Annotated in this window: 14 protein-coding genes and 1 pseudogene; 3 read left to right on the top strand and 12 right to left on the bottom strand. The window is 71.6% G+C overall.

From position 1 onward, the window contains the following. Window positions 1-127: 127 nt before the first annotated feature. Together JNW91_RS04965 and JNW91_RS04960 are read right to left on the bottom strand one after the other, a co-directional pair. Entirely contained in the window at window positions 128-1,477 is a 1,350-nt protein-coding gene (locus JNW91_RS04965; protein ID WP_309244232.1) for a carbohydrate-binding domain-containing protein, read from the bottom strand. A 171-nt stretch (window positions 1,478-1,648) separates the two neighbouring features. Further along, window positions 1,649-2,940 (bottom strand): annotated as a pseudogene (locus JNW91_RS04960) (phosphodiester glycosidase family protein). A gap of 198 nt (window positions 2,941-3,138) precedes the next feature. Between JNW91_RS04960 and JNW91_RS04955 the strand changes: the two are divergent. Then, window positions 3,139-6,285, top strand: a complete 3,147-nt coding sequence (locus tag JNW91_RS04955; protein WP_309244231.1) for a BTAD domain-containing putative transcriptional regulator — start codon at window positions 3,139-3,141, stop codon at window positions 6,283-6,285. 21 nt (window positions 6,286-6,306) lie between these two features. On the opposite strand, the gene JNW91_RS04950 is transcribed toward JNW91_RS04955, so the two are convergent. Both JNW91_RS04950 and JNW91_RS04945 read right to left on the bottom strand, forming a co-directional pair. Next, the gene (locus JNW91_RS04950; protein WP_203173748.1) at window positions 6,307-7,134 is read right to left on the bottom strand and encodes an ABC transporter permease; all 828 of its coding nucleotides are present in this window, start codon (window positions 7,132-7,134) and stop codon (window positions 6,307-6,309) included. After that, window positions 7,131-8,111, bottom strand: a complete 981-nt coding sequence (locus JNW91_RS04945; protein WP_203173747.1) for an ATP-binding cassette domain-containing protein — start codon at window positions 8,109-8,111, stop codon at window positions 7,131-7,133. Before JNW91_RS04945 ends, JNW91_RS04950 begins: the two co-directional genes overlap by 4 nt. Window positions 8,112-8,307: 196 nt before the next feature. Here JNW91_RS04945 and JNW91_RS04940 point away from each other — a divergent pair, with 196 nt between their 5' ends. Then, window positions 8,308-9,099, top strand: a complete 792-nt coding sequence (locus tag JNW91_RS04940; protein ID WP_203173746.1) for a S1 family peptidase — start codon at window positions 8,308-8,310, stop codon at window positions 9,097-9,099. Between the two features lie 57 nt (window positions 9,100-9,156). Here the strand turns inward: JNW91_RS04940 and JNW91_RS04935 are convergent, their stop codons facing one another. The 6 genes from JNW91_RS04935 to JNW91_RS31850 form a co-directional block, all read right to left on the bottom strand. Continuing rightward, window positions 9,157-10,092 (bottom strand): acetamidase/formamidase family protein, encoded by a 936-nt coding sequence (locus JNW91_RS04935; RefSeq protein ID WP_203173745.1) that lies wholly within the window; start codon window positions 10,090-10,092, stop codon window positions 9,157-9,159. A 9-nt stretch (window positions 10,093-10,101) separates the two neighbouring features. Further along, the gene (locus JNW91_RS04930) at window positions 10,102-10,980 is read right to left on the bottom strand and encodes an alpha/beta fold hydrolase (protein ID WP_203173744.1); all 879 of its coding nucleotides are present in this window, start codon (window positions 10,978-10,980) and stop codon (window positions 10,102-10,104) included. A 92-nt stretch (window positions 10,981-11,072) separates the two neighbouring features. Continuing rightward, the gene (locus tag JNW91_RS04925) at window positions 11,073-12,044 is read right to left on the bottom strand and encodes a hypothetical protein (protein ID WP_309244230.1); all 972 of its coding nucleotides are present in this window, start codon (window positions 12,042-12,044) and stop codon (window positions 11,073-11,075) included. A 144-nt stretch (window positions 12,045-12,188) separates the two neighbouring features. Continuing rightward, window positions 12,189-13,607, bottom strand: a complete 1,419-nt coding sequence (locus JNW91_RS04920) for a WGR domain-containing protein (RefSeq protein WP_203173743.1) — start codon at window positions 13,605-13,607, stop codon at window positions 12,189-12,191. Window positions 13,608-13,760: 153 nt separating this feature from the next. Continuing rightward, window positions 13,761-14,834: a hypothetical protein gene (locus tag JNW91_RS04915; RefSeq protein WP_203173742.1), complete on the bottom strand. Its 1,074-nt coding sequence runs from the start codon at window positions 14,832-14,834 to the stop codon at window positions 13,761-13,763. A gap of 214 nt (window positions 14,835-15,048) precedes the next feature. Beyond that, window positions 15,049-15,333 carry a hypothetical protein gene (locus tag JNW91_RS31850; protein ID WP_238424373.1) on the bottom strand — a complete coding sequence of 95 codons (285 nt, stop codon included), beginning with the start codon at window positions 15,331-15,333 and terminating at the stop codon, window positions 15,049-15,051. Window positions 15,334-15,379: 46 nt separating this feature from the next. On the opposite strand from JNW91_RS31850, the gene JNW91_RS04910 reads away from it, so the two are divergent. Further along, window positions 15,380-15,883: a cellulose binding domain-containing protein gene (locus JNW91_RS04910; protein ID WP_238424372.1), complete on the top strand. Its 504-nt coding sequence runs from the start codon at window positions 15,380-15,382 to the stop codon at window positions 15,881-15,883. 55 nt (window positions 15,884-15,938) lie between these two features. Here JNW91_RS04910 and JNW91_RS04905 read toward each other — a convergent pair whose 3' ends face one another. Continuing rightward, window positions 15,939-16,736 carry an SAM-dependent methyltransferase gene (locus tag JNW91_RS04905; RefSeq protein WP_203173740.1) on the bottom strand — a complete coding sequence of 266 codons (798 nt, stop codon included), beginning with the start codon at window positions 16,734-16,736 and terminating at the stop codon, window positions 15,939-15,941. Between the two features lie 160 nt (window positions 16,737-16,896). Continuing rightward, the gene (locus JNW91_RS04900) at window positions 16,897-17,451 is read right to left on the bottom strand and encodes a hypothetical protein (RefSeq protein WP_203173739.1); all 555 of its coding nucleotides are present in this window, start codon (window positions 17,449-17,451) and stop codon (window positions 16,897-16,899) included. Window positions 17,452-17,498 lie beyond the last annotated feature (47 nt).

Here is a 17,498-nt window from a genome sequence, read left to right as displayed (position 1 = left end):
GCGCGCGACTTCGCACCGGTGAATGCGGCGTGCCGAAGTGCGCTCTCCGGCCCGGATGACGTCGCGGTCATACCGGGCCGGAGGCCCTACGACGGAGGTCGGCGGCTGAGCGACCGCCGGCCGAGCGTCAGCGGACCACGCCGATGCCGGTGAACGACCTGTCGTACTCGCCGAAGGACTGGTTGGTGTACGGCGCGTGGATCCAGGTACGCAGCGAGTTCGCGGCGGTGTCGATCTCGACGAGGCGTACCGGATTCGTGGTGTTGGAGTGGAACGTCTGGAGGAACGTGTAGATCTTGTTTCCGTTGACGCCGGTGTCGACCCGGTTCGCGGCGACGCCGACGTGACCGGAGAAGACGAACCGGATGTTGGCGTACTGCTTGATGAGGTTGTCGAACAGGTACTGCGGGCTGGTCGCGCCGTACGAGGCGCTCTGTTCGATGGCGCCGTTGCCGTCGATGAAGTCGTGCGTGACGACGATGACGTTGTGTCGGGGGTGGGCGGCGACGACGCTCCTGGCCCAGGTGACCGCCTCGACCCGGGGCCAGAGTTCGAGGGTCAGCACCATCCACTGCACGCCGCCGGCCTCGAAGGTCGAGTACGAGTTGTCGACCTTGCCGGACTCGAACTGTCCCTTGACCGCCCCGAACTGACCGGCGGTGAAGTACCGGTTGAACACGGTGGTGTCGCGGACGAGTTCCCGGGTGTGGGCGGGGTCGCGGGCGGAGCCCCCGACGCCGGTCGCCTGGGTGTCGTGGTTGCCGATGGCCAGCGAGTACGGGATGCCGGCGGTCTCGATCGGGCGCATCGCGTCGCGGGCGATGACGTACTGGGAGTGGTCGGGGGTGTCCCAGTTGACCACGTCACCGGAGTGCGTGACGAAGCGCAGATCCAGCGTGGACCTGTTCTGCACCAGCCAGTCGGTTCGGTTGCGGAAGCGCGAGTCGGTGCTGTCGAGCACCTCCTGCTGGGTGTCCGGCAGAACGGCGATGCTGAACTTCGTGTCGGTGGCGCCCGGCGTCTCCATCCGCGCGTACGCGACGTGGACGTTGCGGTCGCAGGTCTCGGCCCGGAAGTCGTTGACGAACTGGATCCGCACGGCGTGCTGACCGGCGCCGAGGGCAGCGCCGACCGGGTAGGTGCCGTAGCTGGTCGCGCTGACGATGGTGGTCTGCCCGACGCTGACGCCGTCGACGGTCACCCGCACGGTCGGCCAGCCCTGGCAGTTGTCACCGATGGCGCCGATCAGCACCCGCCCGGAGCCGGTGACGCTCGTGGTGGCGTAACTGGTGTTACCCCAGAGCGAGGCGTGCGTGCCGGAGGCGGGGGTGGGTGTGCCGGTCGCCGTACGGATCGCGCCGTCGGTGACGGTGAACTGGGAGGGCTCGGCGGCGTTGGCCGTGCCGACGGACACGCCTCCCACCGCCACGGTCACGGCCAGCGCGACGATCACGGATCTGAATTTCCTGGTACGCACCGCTTGTCCTTCCTCGACGACATGCCCCAGAGCCGGGCATTCACAGCGTAAGAACAATCAGCGGGATATATGTGAATGCGCGAAGGCCACTTCTGGTGCCGAAGCTGTACACGACGTTGCGGCCGGCCCGCGCCCGGCGGGCCGGCCGCAGCCCGTGGCGAACGGAGACGGTCAGTTGCCGCCGCGGTACCGGCCCGGCACGTAGACGAGCGCGTCGCCGACGGCCCGCTCGGCGCCGCTCGGCTGGTTCACCAGGGCACCCTGCGCGGCCATGGCGGTGGAGCCGCCGCCGTCGAGGTTGACAGCGTCGTCCATGCCGAGCGCCTGGGCGACGGCGGCCGTCTCGTCGAGCGTGGTGCCGACGCTGGTGGTCTGGCGACCGTCGATGGTCGCCAGCATGATCTTCCCGTCCCGGGTCGTCCCGGCGATCGTGCGGGGGTTGCGGGCGAAGAAGCTGTCGGACCCACCGTCGGGAACGACGATCTGACCGTTCGCCGTCAGCGGGTAGCGCCCGTTCACGCCGAACAGCCCGGGTCGCAGCGCGAGCTTGCGTCCCCGCTGGTCGGTCAGCGTCGAGGTTCGGTCCAGGCAGCCGCGTCCGGCCACGGCGAGCAGGCGGCGGCGTCGCGGCCGGTGGCCTGTAGCGACGTCTGGCCGGTGGCGAGCGCGGTGCCGCGGGTGGCCTCGGTGCGCACCACGCAGCCGAGCCGGTCGAGGACGACCTCGACGCCGGCGCCGGACGGGGTGGCCGAGTCGAACTCGGGGGTGAACTGGACGACGTCACCCGCCTCGGCGCACCGGGTCTGGTCGACGAGGGTGGCGCAGCCGGCGGGGATCACCGGCGGGTGGTTGACGAACTCCAGCGGCAGAACGGCGTTGGTGCGCCGGTTCCGTACGCTGCCGGACCAGGTCAGCTTTCCGGTCAGAGCCCGGTTGGTGGTGGCGTCGACGACGAAGTTGACCTCCCCGGGCTCGCTGGTGGGCTCACTGAGCAGCTTGCCGCCGTACAGACCCAGGCCCACCGGGTCGCCGGGGTAGAGCTGGCTGGCGGTGAACGTGAAGAACGAGGCGTTCACCCCGGCCAGGGCGCCGGCGTCGCGGACCAGGTCGGTGGTCTTCTCGACCTGACCGAGGGTCGGGCCGTACGTCGCCTTCAGGTGCCCGCGTGCCCGGCGCGGGTCGATGGTGAGCACGTTCACCACCCACGGACCGCGCGTGGTGGTGTTGATCTGGTCGGCCGGCGCCGGGTCGGTCCCGCGCACGATGCGGGTCAGGGTCACGCCGTCGGCCAGGGTACGGCTGGTGCTGACCTGCGTCAGGTCGGCATCCCCGATCGGCAGGGTGACGCCGGCGGCCTCGGCGTGGGCGCCCGGAGCGACGGCGAGCGCCACCGCGGCGAGTGCGGCCGCGGCCAGCGCCCCGGCGCGACGGAGGCCGGACAGGCCAGGAGTGGAAACAGTCATGGCCCGATCATGGCGGCGGCAGCGAAGCACGTACCGGACACAACCTGACAACCAGTCGAACTGTGGTGAAAGGACTTTCTCACCCTCGGCTGCGCGGGCACGCGTGTTTCGGCCCGTCCGGGTCGATACCTGCCAGCCCGTCGCCGATCATGAGCGGGTTGCCGACGGCCCGATGCGCGGGTGGGGGATGCTGGGTCCGTGCAGATCACGATCCTCGGCCCGCTCGCCGTCGACGGTCGACCGGTCCGGGGCGAGCGGCTCGCGGCGGTGGTGCGCGCGCTGGTCGACGCGCGTGGGCGGGCGGTCTCCACCACGCTGCTCGTCGACGCCGTGTGGGACGGGACGCCGCCGGACGACGCGACCGGCGCCGTCCAGGCGCTGGTGTCCCGGGTACGCCGGCTCGGGCTGCCCGTCGTCGCCGTGCCCGGGGGATACCGGCTGTCCGTCGACGAGGTCACCGTCGACATGATCGAGGCGCGGACCCTCGTCGAGCGGGCCGGTGCCGCACTGCGAAGCGGGGACCTGCCCGCCGCCCGGAACGCGGCCGACCAGGCGCGGGCGCTGTTCCCCGAGGTCCCGGAGCTCGACGCCACCGAGGACGCCCGCCTGTTCGCGGACGTCGCCGCGCTTCGTGCGCAGGCGGCGCTCGCCGGTGCGGGCCCCTTCGACGAGACGGACCTGCGCCGGCTCGTCGCCCGTACCCCGCCGGACGAGCCGTCGGCCGCGTTGCTCGTCCGGGTGCTCGCCGCGCAGGGCCGCGACGCCGAGGCGTTGGAGGTGATCGAACGGCTGCGCGCCGACCTGGCCGACCGGTACGGCACCGACCCGTCGCCCGTGATCACCGAGGTCCACCTGTCGCTGCTGCGGGGCGAACTCACCGCCCCGACCGTCGTGGCGGCGCCCCGGCAACCGGCGCGGATCACGCTGCCCACCGCGTGGCGTCGGCCCCTGACCGCCCTCGTCGGGCGGGAGCGTGACGTCGAAGCGGTCACCGCCGCGCTGACCGAGACGGCCCTGGTGACGATCGTGGCGACCGGCGGGGCGGGCAAGACCCGCCTCGCCGCCGAGGTGGCCCGGCGCGCGGCGACGGCCGGTCAACCGGTACGCGTGATCGAACTCGCCGGCCTGCGGTCGCCCGACGAGGTGCTGCCCACGGTGCTCGCGGCCCTCGGCGGGGCGGACACCTCGGCGACCGGCGGCAACCTGGGTCTGGAACGGCGGGTCCTCAGCCCCGAGGAGCGGCTGCGCGCCGTGGCGCCGGACCTCGACGGGCTGGTGGTGCTGGACAACTGCGAGCACGTCCTCGACGCGGTGGCCACCGTCGTGGCGGACCTGGTCGCGGTGACGTCCCCGGAGGTCGCGGTGCTCGCGACGAGCCGGGCGCCGCTGGGCCTGGCCGGCGAACTGGTGCACCGGCTCACCGCCCTTCCGGACGCCGACGCGCTCGCGTTGATCGAGTCCCGGGCGCGGGCCGGCGGCGCGGTACCGACCTGGGACACCGGACGGGCTCTCGCCCTGTGCCACCGGCTGGACAACCTGCCGTTGGCGCTCGAACTGGCCGCCGCGCGACTGCGGAACATGCCGATCGACGACGTACTCGCCGGACTGACCGACCGGTTCGCGCTGCTCGACGACGCGCTGCGCGGCCTGCCGGAGCGACACGCGAGCCTGTGGGCGATGGTCGACTGGAGCCGTGAGCTGCTCGCGCCCGAGGAGCGTGAGCTGCTCCAGCGGGTGGCGGTCATCCCGGCCGCGTTCACCGCGGACCTCGCCGCCTCGGTCGCGCGGACCCCGGACGTACGACGCGGCCTGGCGACGCTCGTCGAACAGTCCCTGCTGACCCTGGTCGCAGGGGAGGGGCCGCCCCGCTACCGGATGCTCGAAACCGTCCGCGAGTACGGCGAGGCCCGCCTCGACGCAACCGGCGACCGGGAGCTGGCCATGGCCGGCCTGGTCGAATGGGCTCGCAAGGAGGCCGTGGCGCTCGCCGACCGGTTCGTCGGCACCGGTCAGGTCGAGGCGCTCGCCCGATGCGCGGCCGAGCAGGACAATCTGGTCGCGGCTCTGCGCTGGGCGCTCGCCACCGACGACGAGCCGGCCTCGATCGACGTCGCCACCGCGTTGTTCCACCTCTGGACGGTGCGCGGCCTGCACCTGGAGGTCCTCGGCTGGGCACGGGATCTGCTGCACGTCGACGACCCGCAGCGACGACGGCGCTCCGCCACGCAGTACGGCCGTTCCACGGGTCGGCCGCTGCCCGGCGCCGACCGGATCGTCTGGACGTGCCTGCTGGTCGGGGTCAACGCCGGCATCAGTGGCGAACTCCGGCTCGCCGCGCTCTCCCGCCGGGCGCTGCGGATCGTCCTCGCCGAACGGCCCGCCGAGGTGTCCGACCGGCAGACCGCGCTCGCGTCGGCGTTACCGAGGTTCGACACGTCCGACCCGGAGCAGAGCATCAAGAGCGCCGGGGAGCTGATCGCCCACCCGGACCCGTACGTGCAGGGGCTCGGCTTGTTCGCCCGTGCCGCCCTCCGGGAGAACGGTGGGATGCCCGAGGCCTCGGTGGTCGACGCGGAGCAGGCGTACCGCCGTTTCGAGGCGGTCGGTGACCACTGGGCCATGGCCATGGCGGCGGGAGCGGTCGGGCAGTTCCTGGTCCCCCGAGACGGTGCCCGGTCGATCGACTGGCTGACACGCAGCCTCCGGCACATGGAGCTGATCGGCGCCACGCAGGACGCCCGCTCGGTCCGGGTGCGCCTCGACGTGCAGCTCGCCCTGGCCGGCGACCGGGACGCCGAGCGGCGACTGGTCGCCACGGCGACGCCGGGCGAGGCCGAGGAGCTGGACGCCGCCCAGGCACGCCTCGGCCTGGCCCACCTCGCCTGGCAGCGTGAGCGATACGACGAGACTCTCGCGCACGCCCGGGGGGTGACGCTGATCCTGGCCGAGTGGACCGGAGGGTCGCCGCAGCCGCGCGTCATCCTCCGGGTCGCGGTGGCCGTCCTGTACCTGCGGCTGGGACAGGTGCGGCCGGGCTCCGAGGCGGACGCCGCCGCGTTGCTGGCGCTGGCCCGGGACGAGGCGCTCGACTCGAAGGACCTGCCGGTGATCGGGGCGTGGGCGCAGGGCGGCGCCGAACTCGCGGCACACCGGGGCGACGTCGCGGCCGTACGCGAGCTGTTCGCGCTCGGGACGCGGATCGGCAGCCACGTCGGGATGTTCTTCCCACCCGGGACGCCGAACGGCTCACCGCCGCCCTCGGGAACGAGGAGCAGCGTGAGCCGTTGCTGGCCGCGTGGCGCGAGCGGCCGGTCGCCGCCGTGGTCGCCCGCATCCGCGAGCTGATGGACGACCTGCTCGCGTAGGTCAGATCTTCTTGCGGTACGCGCCCAGCGCCAGCGGCATGAACACCGCCACGAAGCCCGCGCACCAGGCGAGGGTCCACCACACGTGCGAGTCGAGGGGAGTACCGAGGAACAGCCCGCGTACCGCCGCCACCAGGTGGGTCATCGGGTTGACGTCCACGAAGGACTGCATCCAGCCCGGCAGGGTGTCGGCGCCGACGAACACGTTGGACGCGAAGCTCAGCGGCATGATCAGCGCGAACATCAGGCCCTGCACGGCGCCCGGGGTGCGTACCTTCATCGACACGTAGACCGGTAGCCAGCTCAGGCAGAGCGCGAACAGCACGGCGAGCAGGCAGCCGGCGACCGCCCGGAACGGGTCGGTGTCGATCCGGAAGCCCATCAGGTAGCCGATCGCGAGGGTCGACACCGTGACGATCACGTACCGGACGACGTCGCCCAGGACCGCGCCGACCAGCGGCGCGGAGCGGGGGATCGGCAGCGACCGGAACCGGTCGAAGATGCCCTTGGCGATGTCGGTGTTGAGGTTCACGCCGATCGCGATGGCCCCGGTGGCGATGGTCTGCGCCAGGATTCCGGGCAGCAGGAACTGAAGGTAGTCGTGGGTCGATCCCGCGACCGCGCCACCGAAGATGTACACGAAGATGATGAGGAACAGCACCGGTTGCAGCGTGACGTCGATCAGCGCCTCGGGCGTACGCCAGGTCTTGATGAGGCTGCGTTTGGCGAGCGCCAACGAGTGCCGTACGAGCCGGAACGGTCGTGGGTTCGGGGCGGCCGTCGACAGGGCGCGGCTCGCCGTGGGTGGTGCGCCGACCAGTGTGCTCATGCCGCGACCTCCGTGAGGTGGGTGGTGTCGTCCTCGGATGCCGTGCGCCCGGTGAGGGTGAAGAACACCTCGTCGAGGCTCGGCAGGTGCAGGGAGAGTTCGGTGACCGCGATGCCGGCGGCGGCGAACCGCGCGACGCTCTCGGTCAGGGCCCTGTCGTCGGTGACCGGCACCGCGAGCACGCCCTTGCGGATCTCGTCGGCCTGCGCGCCGGAGCTGACCTCGGACAGGATCGCCGCGATTCGGGGCAGGTCCGCGAGATCCGACGGCCGGACCTCGAGGGTCTGCCCGCCGACCACCCGCTTGAGCCCTTCGGGGGTGTCGTGGGCGATGACCCGACCGTGGTCGATCACCGTGATCGCGTCGGCGAGCGCGTCGGCCTCCTCCAGGTACTGGGTGGTGAGCAGCACCGTCGAGCCGTTGGTGACCAGCGACCGGACCACCTCCCACATGTCCTCGCGCTTGGCCGGGTCGAGGCCGGTCGTGGGCTCGTCCAGGAAGATCACATCCGGTGATCCGACGAGGCTGGCGGCCAGGTCCAGCCTCCGGCGCATGCCGCCGGAGTACGTCTTGGCCGGCCGGCCGGCGGCATCGGTCAGATCGAACCAGTCGAGCAGTTCGGTGGCCCGCCGGCGGGAGCCGGCGCGGCCCAACTCCAGCAGCGTCCCGAACAGTTCCAGGTTCTGCCGTCCGGTCAGGTCCTCGTCGACCGAGGCGTACTGGCCGGTGAGGCCGATGCTCTGCCGGACCCGCTCGGCGTCGCGTACGACGTCGAAGCCGCCGATCCGGGCGGTGCCGGCGTCCGGGGTGAGGAGCGTGGAGAGGATGCGTACGGCGGTGGTCTTGCCGGCGCCGTTGGGCCCGAGCACGCCGAGCACCGTCCCCCGGGGGACGGCGAGGTCCACGCCCTGTAGCGCCCTCGTCTTCCCGAAGTGCTTGACGAGGCCCTCGGCCTCGATCACCAGGTCAGCTGTCATGTCCCACAGCGTGCGCCGGTCGCCTGACACCGCGCCGACACGGCACCGACACCGCCACCGACACGGGGAGCTGGACCCATAACCTCGGGATACGACCCAGAGGGGATGACCCGCAACATCCACGCAGATCAATATGATGACCGCTATCTCGATCAGGTGCGCTCACGAGGCGTGCCGTACCGATGCGGAGGAATGCATGGTTCGCTGGCGCACCCTCACCGGCCTGTTGGCCACCGCGCTGGCCGCGGTGACCGCGGGCAGCCTCACTCTCACGGCTCCCGCCGCCGCCGACAGCCCCGTCACCCCGAACGTCGTGGGCGGCACCCGCGCCGCCCAGGGCGAGTTCCCCTTCATGGTGCGTCTCTCGATGGGCTGCGGCGGTGCCCTGTACAGCGCCCGGCTGGTGCTCACCGCTGCGCACTGCGTGGGTGCCACCGGCACCAACACCACCATCACCGCGACACTCGGCGTAGTCGACCTCCAGTCGTCCAGCCGGATCACCGTCCGGTCGAACTACGTCTACCGTGCTCCCGGATACAACGGCAACGGCCGGGACTGGGCGCTGATCCGGCTGGCCACCCCCGTCACCGGGCTGAGCACCCTGCCGATCGCCAACACGACCGCCTACGACAGCGGCACCTTCACCATCGCCGGCTGGGGTGCCGCCCGTGAGGGTGGCGCCCAGCAGCGCTACCTGCTCAAGGCGACTGTCCCATTCGTCAGCGACTCGACCTGCAACTCCAACTACGGCGGCGACATCATCGCCGCGCAGGAGATCTGCGCCGGGTACGCCAGCGGCGGCGTCGACACCTGCCAGGGTGACTCGGGTGGCCCGATGTTCCGCCGCGACGCCAACAACGCCTGGATCCAGGTCGGCATCGTCAGCTGGGGCAACGGCTGCGCCCGACCCAACTACCCGGGCGTCTACACCCAGGTGAGCTACTTCGCCTCGACGATCGCGTCGGCCGCCGCGAGCCTCGGCGGCTGACCGTACGACCCCACGAGCGGCCCGGACGACGACCGTCCGGGCCGCTCGATCCTGTCGTCAGCGCGGAAAGCGCAGCGCGTCGTCGCGGAGCACCGCGTGGGCGCCGACGGTCTGGTTGACGATCTGCGTCACCCGTACGTCGACTGCGACGCTGGCCAACGCGGCCGCGTCCGCGCGGCTGACACCGTGCGACCGTTGCAGCAGCGTCAGCATCGAGTCCAGGGCCATGAACGTGGCGTCGTCGAGCGACGCGCCGACACCGAGGGTCAGCCAGGCGTCCGCGGTACGGGCCACCGGACCGGTGACCGGAAAATCGTCCCGGACGTCGAAGGTCAGCGTCACCTCCTCCATCGGGCACTCGATGGCGGTACCGCCGATCTCCCCGTCGCCCTGCGCGGCGTGCCCGTCGCCGACCGAGAACAGCGCGCCGTCGACCGGGATCGGCAGCAGCAGGGTGCTGCCGGCCGTCAGGTCCTTGCAGTCCAGGTTGCCGCCGTGCGGTCGGGGCGGAATCGTCGAGTGCCGCCCCGGCTCGGCCGGCGGCATGCCGAGCACCCCCATGAACGGACGCAGCGCGATTATGTGGCCGTGCTGGTTGCGGCCGGTCATCGCCACCGGGTCCAGCTCCCAGGAGTGCACCGCCTGTTCCCGCTCGACGCCGTAGCGCTGGTTGAAGGCGCTCGGCCAGCCGCCGGCCACGGTGGTGCCCCAGGCGCCCGGAGTGATCGCGTCGACGCGTACCTCAAGGGTCTGACCGGCGCGCGCACCGCGCACCGCGACCGGCCCGATCAGCGCGTGCCCGTGGTCCGGCTGGTGCTGCGGGACCCGGGGGCGGTCGCCGTTGTACCCACCGGGGTACGGGCCGGCCGACCACCAGCAGTCCAGTGTGCGGTAGGTGACGGTGTCGCCGGGGTCGATGGTCAGCACCGGCGGGAAGTCGGCGGAGAAGTGACCGTGCAGGGTGTTGTCGCCAGGGGTGAGGGTGTGTCGCATCTGGGCAGGCTATGCCCCGGCGTCCAGCACCTCCCGCAGTCGGGCGGCGAACTCCTCGGGCTTGCCCGCGTAGCCGAACTCACCGCCGAGGAACCCGCCGTGGTGGCTCGGGAACACCACGGCCTCCTGGCCGAGCAACGCCGCGGTGCCCAGGGCCGTACGCGCGGTGTACGTTCCCGCCGACTCCTCGCCGACCGCGATCACGATCCGGGTGGGGGCTGCCGTGAGCAGGTCCGCGTCGGGGCGGTAGTCGGTGACCGCCCACGAGTTCTTCGACAGCAGCGGATCGTCGCGGCTGCCGTCGTCCTCGGCGGACATGCCGAACATCGCGGGGTCGGGGGCTGGCTGGGCGAAGTAGGCGTCGGTGAACTCACCCTGCCAGGACGTCATCGCGATGAACGAGGCCATCCCCGCGCTCCGGCCCTTCGCCTGGTACGCCTCGTAGAAGTCGGCCCGGGCGCGCTCGGCGGCCGTGGCGTCGGGAAGCACGGCGTTGATCGGCGGTTCGTGCGCCACCAGCGTGGCGACGTCGTCGGGGTGGGTGGCGACCAGTTCGAGTGCGGTCACCGCGCCGCCGCTGCTGGCCAACACGTCGACCGGACCGGCGCCGAGCGCCTCGATCAGCGAGTGCAGGTCGGCCGCCTGCTGCTGCGGCGTGTGGTCGGACCGACCGTCCGTGCGGACGCTGCGACCCAGGCCGCGCGGGTCGTAGGTGACGACCGTGCGGTCCGTGAAGTGTGGCGCGAGCGCTCCGAAGCCCTCCGCCGTCATCGGTTGGCCGATCATCAGCAATGCACGATGGCCGCCGGCGGGAGGAAGCGGGCCACGGACGTCGTAGACCAGGTCGGCGCCGGGGAGGGAGAGGGTGTGTGTCTGGATTTCCGTCATGCCGGTGACACTACGGTCGACGGGACCCGATCGGGGTGCGACATGTCCCGGTGACCACCGAAGCGCTCCACGCCCTCGCCACGTCGTGAGCGTCACCCTTCGGGACCGCGCAATGGCGTCGCGGTCGGCGGTGGCTGACGTAGCGCGTCGTCGATGATTCCCGGCATCCGCCGGGCCACCCCCGCGAGGAGGTCCGCGACCTGGACGCGCGGATCGTCGCGGGAGTCGACCATCACGAGTCCGGCCAGGGGTGACACTCCGTACGGCAGGGCCCCAACCCCGTCGGCATCTGCCGCCGACGCGTCGGCCAACGTGCGCTGGAGGCGGGTCAACCGGTCGGCCGTCAGGGCGCTCTGCTCGTCGTGCGTCACCAGCACCTGCCGGTGGCCGCCGCTCCAGTACAGGACCGTCTCCGCCAGCGCCGGCAGCAGCGGTTCCAGCGGTGGGGGGACCGACCGGTCGTCACCGTCGAGCCTGGCCACCACGGCCTTCACCTGCCCCGGGCTGAGCCCGTCGAGGACGGCATCCGCCGCCGCGCCGAGCCGGTGTCGCAGCAGCGCGTCCCGGGCCTGGAAGAACCGCCGCACCGTCCGGTGAACCGGAAGCCGCCGCTTCATCCGGACGAGATCGACGAACGCCGCCAGGAAGGCACCCCAGTCACTCCCGGCCGAGCGTCCGGCCTCGTGCAGGGCGAGAGCAGCCGGACGGTTGTCGTGGGCCAGTCGGGTGCCAGCCGCGTACGACGGCTCGGCCAGCAGGAAGTCGACGATCCGGGTGACGAGGAAGAACTCCTTGTCGATCAGGTGGACGTGCGCGCGGCCCGTCAACGCCGCCAGGAACCACTCCAGGGCTTCATCCGCACCGGAGCGGCGCAGGAAGTGCCCGGACTTGAGCTCGTGCGGCGAGAACCGGAACCCGGACCGCAGCGCGGTGATGAGCGCGACGGCCTCGTCGACGACCAGGTCGACGCTCGCGTGCGTGATCACCGGGGCGGTCGAGTGCAGCAGGTTGGTACCGGAGAATCCCGACTCGTCGCAGGCGATCTCCACGACGGTGCCAACCACCGCACCCCTCGGCGGTAGTCCGCCCTGAAGTGGCGATCTCACACCCCAGCTCCCGCCATGCCGACCATGGTCGTCCGCGCACCCGCACGGAACAACCCGATTGTGTACGGCGGGGCGCGTGGTGACCGGCGGGCGGCAGCGGGTTCAGCGCAGCCGGCGGATATCGCCGTACGCCCGGTAGAACCCGCCACGGCCGGACTCGCGGACCTCCGTCACCAGGTAGCGGGCGCCCGGCTCGCGGATGCCCTTGGGGAACTGCACGGACCAGTCCCGTCGGTAGCCGTCGGACACCACCTGCACCCGGAGTCGCCCCCGGTCGTCCAGGCACTGCACCACCACACCCGCGCCCGTGTCACCGGTCACCTCGACGACCGTCGGCTGCACGGTGCGCGGCGCCTCGCGGGGCGCCTTGATGTCGCGGACCTGCGGCACGTCGCCGACCTGGGCCGCACGGATCGCGGGCTCGCTGGCGTCGATGCAGGCTAGGTGGCCGCCGGTGGTCACCACGTAGAGGCGACCGTCGTGATACTGCATCGAGTACGCCGATCCGCAGCCGGTGCCGAGCTTCCACAGTCGGGTGCCGGCGGCGTCGAAGCAGTAGATCGAGGACTGGCTGTCGCCGGCGAAGACGTACTCGCCGCCCTCCGCCGTCGCGCAGGAGAAGACCGGGGCGTCGCACCGGTAGCTGCGTTCGGCCCGGCCGTCCTTGGCCAGCCGCACCACCTCGCGGGTGCCCGTCCCGGCGAACACGCTGCCGCGTTCCTGCCAACCGAACAGCACCGAACCGGTCCTCGTGTGCCACAGCTCGCGGCCGGTGCGCCAGTCGTAGCCGGTCACCCCCTGCGAGTGGCCGTGGTAGAGCGCGTCGGCGTCGCAGCGCACCATCCAGGCCGAGCGCCCCCGCCCGGGCCGACGCCACAGGAACTCGTCCTCGTGGTCGATGGCCGCGATCCCGCCGTCGGCGTCGGAGACGCCGAGGACGCCGTCGTGGATGTCCAGCCAGTAGATGTCGATCTCCGGGGCGATCGCGTACGCGACCCGGGGCACCTTGCCGGAGAGGTCGTAGACGTTGCCGTCGTCGCAGCCGGCGTAGATCCAGGCGTCGTCGGCGACGATGCACTTCACCCCGTCGGGGAGGCGCACCTGGCCGCGCACCTGGGCGTCGTGCCCGAGGGTGGTGATCACCCCGTGCTCGTTGCCGACCATGCAGTGCTCACCGTCGACGAAGATGCCGAAGGCGGGAGCGCCGGAGTCGTAGCGCCAGAGCACCGGGGCGATGTGTGCCGTGGAGCGGGTGCTGACGATCTGCCGCCGGGAGACGCTGCGCTTCTGCCGGACGCCGGGGACGGCCGGGGCGTACCCCTTGCGGACCTTTTCCCCGATCTTCTTCGCCGCCGCCGCGCGGGCACGGGCGTTGTCCGGATAGGCGCTCGTCTTGACCTGCCCCTGGTCACCGATCCGGCCGTAGCGCACGGTCAGCGTGGTGTCGTCGACGACGACCTCGTAGAACTTGTGTGCACCGTCCACTTCGGACAGTTCGAGGTAGGTCGTCTCCTGGGACATGGGGGCCTCCGAGGGGGTCAACTACCGGCCCGACATGGCCGGCGCGGCGACAGTGACCACACGCTAACCGCAGCCCCCGACAACATCTGCTGCCGATGACGGCACGTCGGCGCGCGGCCGGCTCCTCGGGCCGACCGCGCGCCTGTGCCTCGATCAGTCGACGATCGGCGGTGCGGTCCTCGACGCCTCGGCGAGCGCCGCCGCGGCCCCGGCGTACGGGTTGTGGCTGTAGGTACGTGCCAGGCCCGCCGGAATCGTGAAGTACTCGGCGGACAGCTTCGCCGGGTCGCTGGCCAGTTCCCCACGCGCCGGCACGTCGTTGCCGTCGTCCCAGCCCCAGGGCGCGTTGGCCGAGTTGGTCGAGCAGCTCCAGGTGCCGACGCCGCAGTCGCCGGAGGTGTCACCAGCGAACGTGCCGAGCCCGGCGAAGAGGCTCGCGTTGGCGCGCTGCGCCCACAGGCCGCCGGCGGCGAAGATGTCGATCAGCTGGTACCGCACGTCCCGGTCGTTGCCGTCGCTCGGCGTCTCGGCGACCGTCGACGGGTAGTAGACGACGCCGTCGCCGTTGATGGCGAACTGCGGGTAGGCCTTCAGGCCGTGGCCCTGCGCCTCCTGCGCGGTGACCGGATGCTGGAACGTGTCATGCGGCGACGCCTGGAGCTGCAGCGTGCCGTCGACGCTCTCGCGGCCGCTGGTCCACGTGCTGCCGGCAGGCGTGTACGAAAAGAAGTCGCTGTGCGCGACGGTGACCGCCGCGCGCAGGACCCCGTACGCCGAACCGTCGCGCTCGATCGTGAACAGGACGCCCTCGCCGTCGTTCTCGTGTTCGGTCTCGAAGAGCGGGTGGTCGGTCCAGTCCCGAGGGTGGAAGAACAGGTACGTGATGTACCAGTGGCTGCTCGTCTCGACGACGGAGTAGTAGGCGTGCGCGGCGAGCGAGGTGCCGCTCTGCCCGGCCCGGTCCCAGTTGTTGCGCCCGGCCAGGTCGCCGTCGAAGTCGACCCTGGTGATGTAGTCGGACTGGCCGCCCAGCGCGTGGGAGCCGGTGGCGTCGACGTCCTGGTAGTGGATGGGCGCCCAGCGCAGGGCGAGATCCGCCCTGCTGACGGCCGCCCCGGCGGGCGTCGGCGCCGCGAGTTGGGCGGCCACCAGCACGGCCGCGGCACCCGCCGCGGTCAGTGCCCTCGCCACCCGGGATCGCCGGAAGATGCTGCTGTCGTCGAGCATGGTGTGCTCCCGTGTCCGAGCCGATAGATCGCAATGGATAATTCTCGGCTCGGGCGCCCGCCGCGTGTCCGTCGGGCGAAGAGAAGACGGACGGTCCTCGACAGGACCGCGACGGCCTTGTATCGATGCTGGTCGAATGCCATGCTGTGGTTCGGTCGTGCTCGGGAGCCAGCGCACACCACATCTTCTCCGGCCCACGGGACGCGCGAGGTGGTCATGCCACCCGTGCCGGGCAGTCCTCGTCGGCGGCCGGAAACCCGTGTGCGGCACCGGACACCAGCTCGGTCGTCGGTGCCCGGTAACCCCCGGAGGTACCGATGCTCCGCATGATCCTCGCTGTCACGACCATGGCGCTGGCCGCCTGGACACCGACGAGCAGCGCCGCCGAGACGACACCAGCGTCCACGCCGACGCCGTCGGTCACGCCGACACCGGTGTGCCCGCCAGCGCTGCCGATCACCGCCAGCCTGACCGGGACCACCACCACGAGCCTGACCATCTCGTACTCGATATTCTTCCGGCCGCCCTGCGGCTACGACCCGCCGATGACCATCAGGCTCTTCGCCAGCCGGGACGACGCCGTGAAGTGGCTGAATCCGGTGGCCGAGGCGGTCTCCGGGCCGGAGCCCAACGGGACCGTGACCATTGATCGGCTGACGCCCGACACGGAGTACTGGTACCGGTTCAGCGACGTCGAGGGTCGCCGCGATCCGTACATCGTCGGTGGACCGGCGCGCACCCTGGCTCCGGTGGCCTGCCGTGCGACGGCCACCATCGACGCCCGCTGGGGCAGCGGTTTCGTCGCCACGGCCACCGTCCGCAACACCGGCACGGAGCCGATCGACACGTGGCGGGTCGCCTGGCGCTGGTCCGGGGACGAGCGCCTCCAGACGGTCTGGTGCGGCGTGGCCACGACGGCCGGCGTCGATGTCACAGTGGGCAACGCGTCGTACAACGGGACGCTGGCGCCCGGCGCCGCGACGACGTTCGGCCTGCTCGTGTCGAGCAGTGCGGTGCCCGACGGGCTGACGCTGGCGTGTAACCGGTGAACGACGACCGCCCCGCTCCCGCAGTCGTGGCGGAAGCGGGGCGGCAGCACGTCGGTCAGGGCTTGCGGGCCACCGCGCCGTACGCGTCGATGCCCTTCGCGTCGGCGATCTCCGGGCGCCACAGCGGGATCGGCACCAGGCCGGGCTCGACCATCGTCAAACCGGAGAAGCAGCTGGCGAGATCCTCCGGGCTGCGCAGGATGTACGGCACACCGCCGTTCTCCGCCAGCCGCTCGGCGCCGGAGACCACCTCCGGGCTGGTGTTGGTGCCGTCCCAGAGCACCAGGTGGCTGCCGGAGGCGGTCGCGTCCATCGTCCGCCCGACGATCGAGCGGACCACGTCCAGGTCCGGTTCGTAGCCCATCACGCCCATGCACATGACGGCGATCGGCTGGTTGAAGTCGAGAGTCCGCGCCGCCTCGGCGAGGATCTTCTCCGGGTCGTGGTAGTCGGCGGGCACGTAGGTGGTGACGCCCTCCGACGTCGCACTGGACAGCAGCGCCCGCGCGTGCACGAGGACCATCGGGTCGTTGTCCACGTAGACGATCCGCGAATCGGGCGCGATCGCCTGCGCGACCGCGTGCGTGTTCTGCATGGTGGGCAGGCCGGTACCGATGTCCAGGAACTGCCGGATGCCCGCCTCGGCGGCCAGATATCGTACGGCCCGCACCAGGAACACCCGGGACTGCTGCGCCATGACGACGATCTCCGGGTAGACCTCGGCCACGGCGTCGCCGGCCGCCCGGTCGGACTGGAAGTTGTCCTTGCCGCCCATCCAGTAGTTCCAGATCCGTGCGGCGTGGGGCACGTCGGGCTGAAGCTTCGCGGCGAGTTCGGCATCCGGGCCGGCCATGCCAGGCTCCTATCGAGGGGTTCGACGGACTTACGTACACCAGATGCGGGATCGTACCTCCGTGCTGTCCACTGTCGAGCCTCAGTGTCGTTCCGGGGACGTCGTCGCGGCGCGGTGGACTGTCGCCCCGTCGCGGTGCCGAGCGGCGTCGACGGATGCGTTATTCGCGCGTCAGACCCGGCGGGAGGGCGTCCTCGTCGGGGCCGACGGGGTGGGCGTTGACCAGCGGGTTGCGGTGCAGGGCGCTGATCAGGGCGGCGGGGCCACCGAGGTCGGTCCAGGTGTCGTCCCAGAGCGCCGAGACGAGCCAGCAGTGGTCCGCGGGAAACATCAGGTCGGGCAGCGGGCCGTCGCCGCGCATGTGGCCGGTACGCCAGGTGAGCGCCTGTTCGGGACCGGCTTCGACCAGCACGTAGGGCCAGCCGGCGTAGAGGTGCACCTTCGGGGCGTCGGGAAAGACGATGTCGTGTGCACCGGTGTCGAGGTAACCCAGCCACCAGGTCTGCTCGGGCGTGTGTCGGGCGAGTTCGTCGACCAGCGCCCTCTCGTGCACCTCGAAGCCGACGCCCGCGGGCGGATGGCAGGTCGCGTAGGCGTCGAAGACCGGCGGGACGGCGGTGGTGATCGAGAGGCCGTGCGTCGTTCGGTCAGCGAGCCAGGCGACGTCGCCGGCCGTGCCGATCCGCCAGCGTCGCCCGTCCCTGATGACCTCCATGGGCACATCGTAGGGCCGGGCGCGCTTGTTCGACCGGCGGAAAACCG

The organism is Micromonospora parastrephiae, assembly GCF_016802865.1.
Lineage (GTDB): Bacteria > Actinomycetota > Actinomycetes > Mycobacteriales > Micromonosporaceae > Micromonospora > Micromonospora parastrephiae.
This window is presented reverse-complemented; position numbering and strand designations above follow the sequence as displayed.

What these genes read in the sequence shown, in the direction of transcription:
- JNW91_RS04950 (WP_203173748.1), bottom strand. Translation starts at nt 7,134, where the DNA reads ATGAGCACACTGGTCGGCGCACCACCCACGGCGAGCCGCGCCCTGTCG.
- JNW91_RS04945 (WP_203173747.1), bottom strand. Translation starts at nt 8,111, where the DNA reads ATGACAGCTGACCTGGTGATCGAGGCCGAGGGCCTCGTCAAGCACTTC.
- JNW91_RS04940 (WP_203173746.1), top strand. Translation starts at nt 8,308, where the DNA reads ATGGTTCGCTGGCGCACCCTCACCGGCCTGTTGGCCACCGCGCTGGCC.
- JNW91_RS04935 (WP_203173745.1), bottom strand. Translation starts at nt 10,092, where the DNA reads ATGCGACACACCCTCACCCCTGGCGACAACACCCTGCACGGTCACTTC.
- JNW91_RS04930 (WP_203173744.1), bottom strand. Translation starts at nt 10,980, where the DNA reads ATGACGGAAATCCAGACACACACCCTCTCCCTCCCCGGCGCCGACCTG.
- JNW91_RS04920 (WP_203173743.1), bottom strand. Translation starts at nt 13,607, where the DNA reads ATGTCCCAGGAGACGACCTACCTCGAACTGTCCGAAGTGGACGGTGCA.
- JNW91_RS04915 (WP_203173742.1), bottom strand. Translation starts at nt 14,834, where the DNA reads ATGCTCGACGACAGCAGCATCTTCCGGCGATCCCGGGTGGCGAGGGCA.
- JNW91_RS31850 (WP_238424373.1), bottom strand. Translation starts at nt 15,333, where the DNA reads ATGGTCAGGCTCGTGGTGGTGGTCCCGGTCAGGCTGGCGGTGATCGGC.
- JNW91_RS04910 (WP_238424372.1), top strand. Translation starts at nt 15,380, where the DNA reads ATGACCATCAGGCTCTTCGCCAGCCGGGACGACGCCGTGAAGTGGCTG.
- JNW91_RS04905 (WP_203173740.1), bottom strand. Translation starts at nt 16,736, where the DNA reads ATGGCCGGCCCGGATGCCGAACTCGCCGCGAAGCTTCAGCCCGACGTG.
- JNW91_RS04900 (WP_203173739.1), bottom strand. Translation starts at nt 17,451, where the DNA reads ATGGAGGTCATCAGGGACGGGCGACGCTGGCGGATCGGCACGGCCGGC.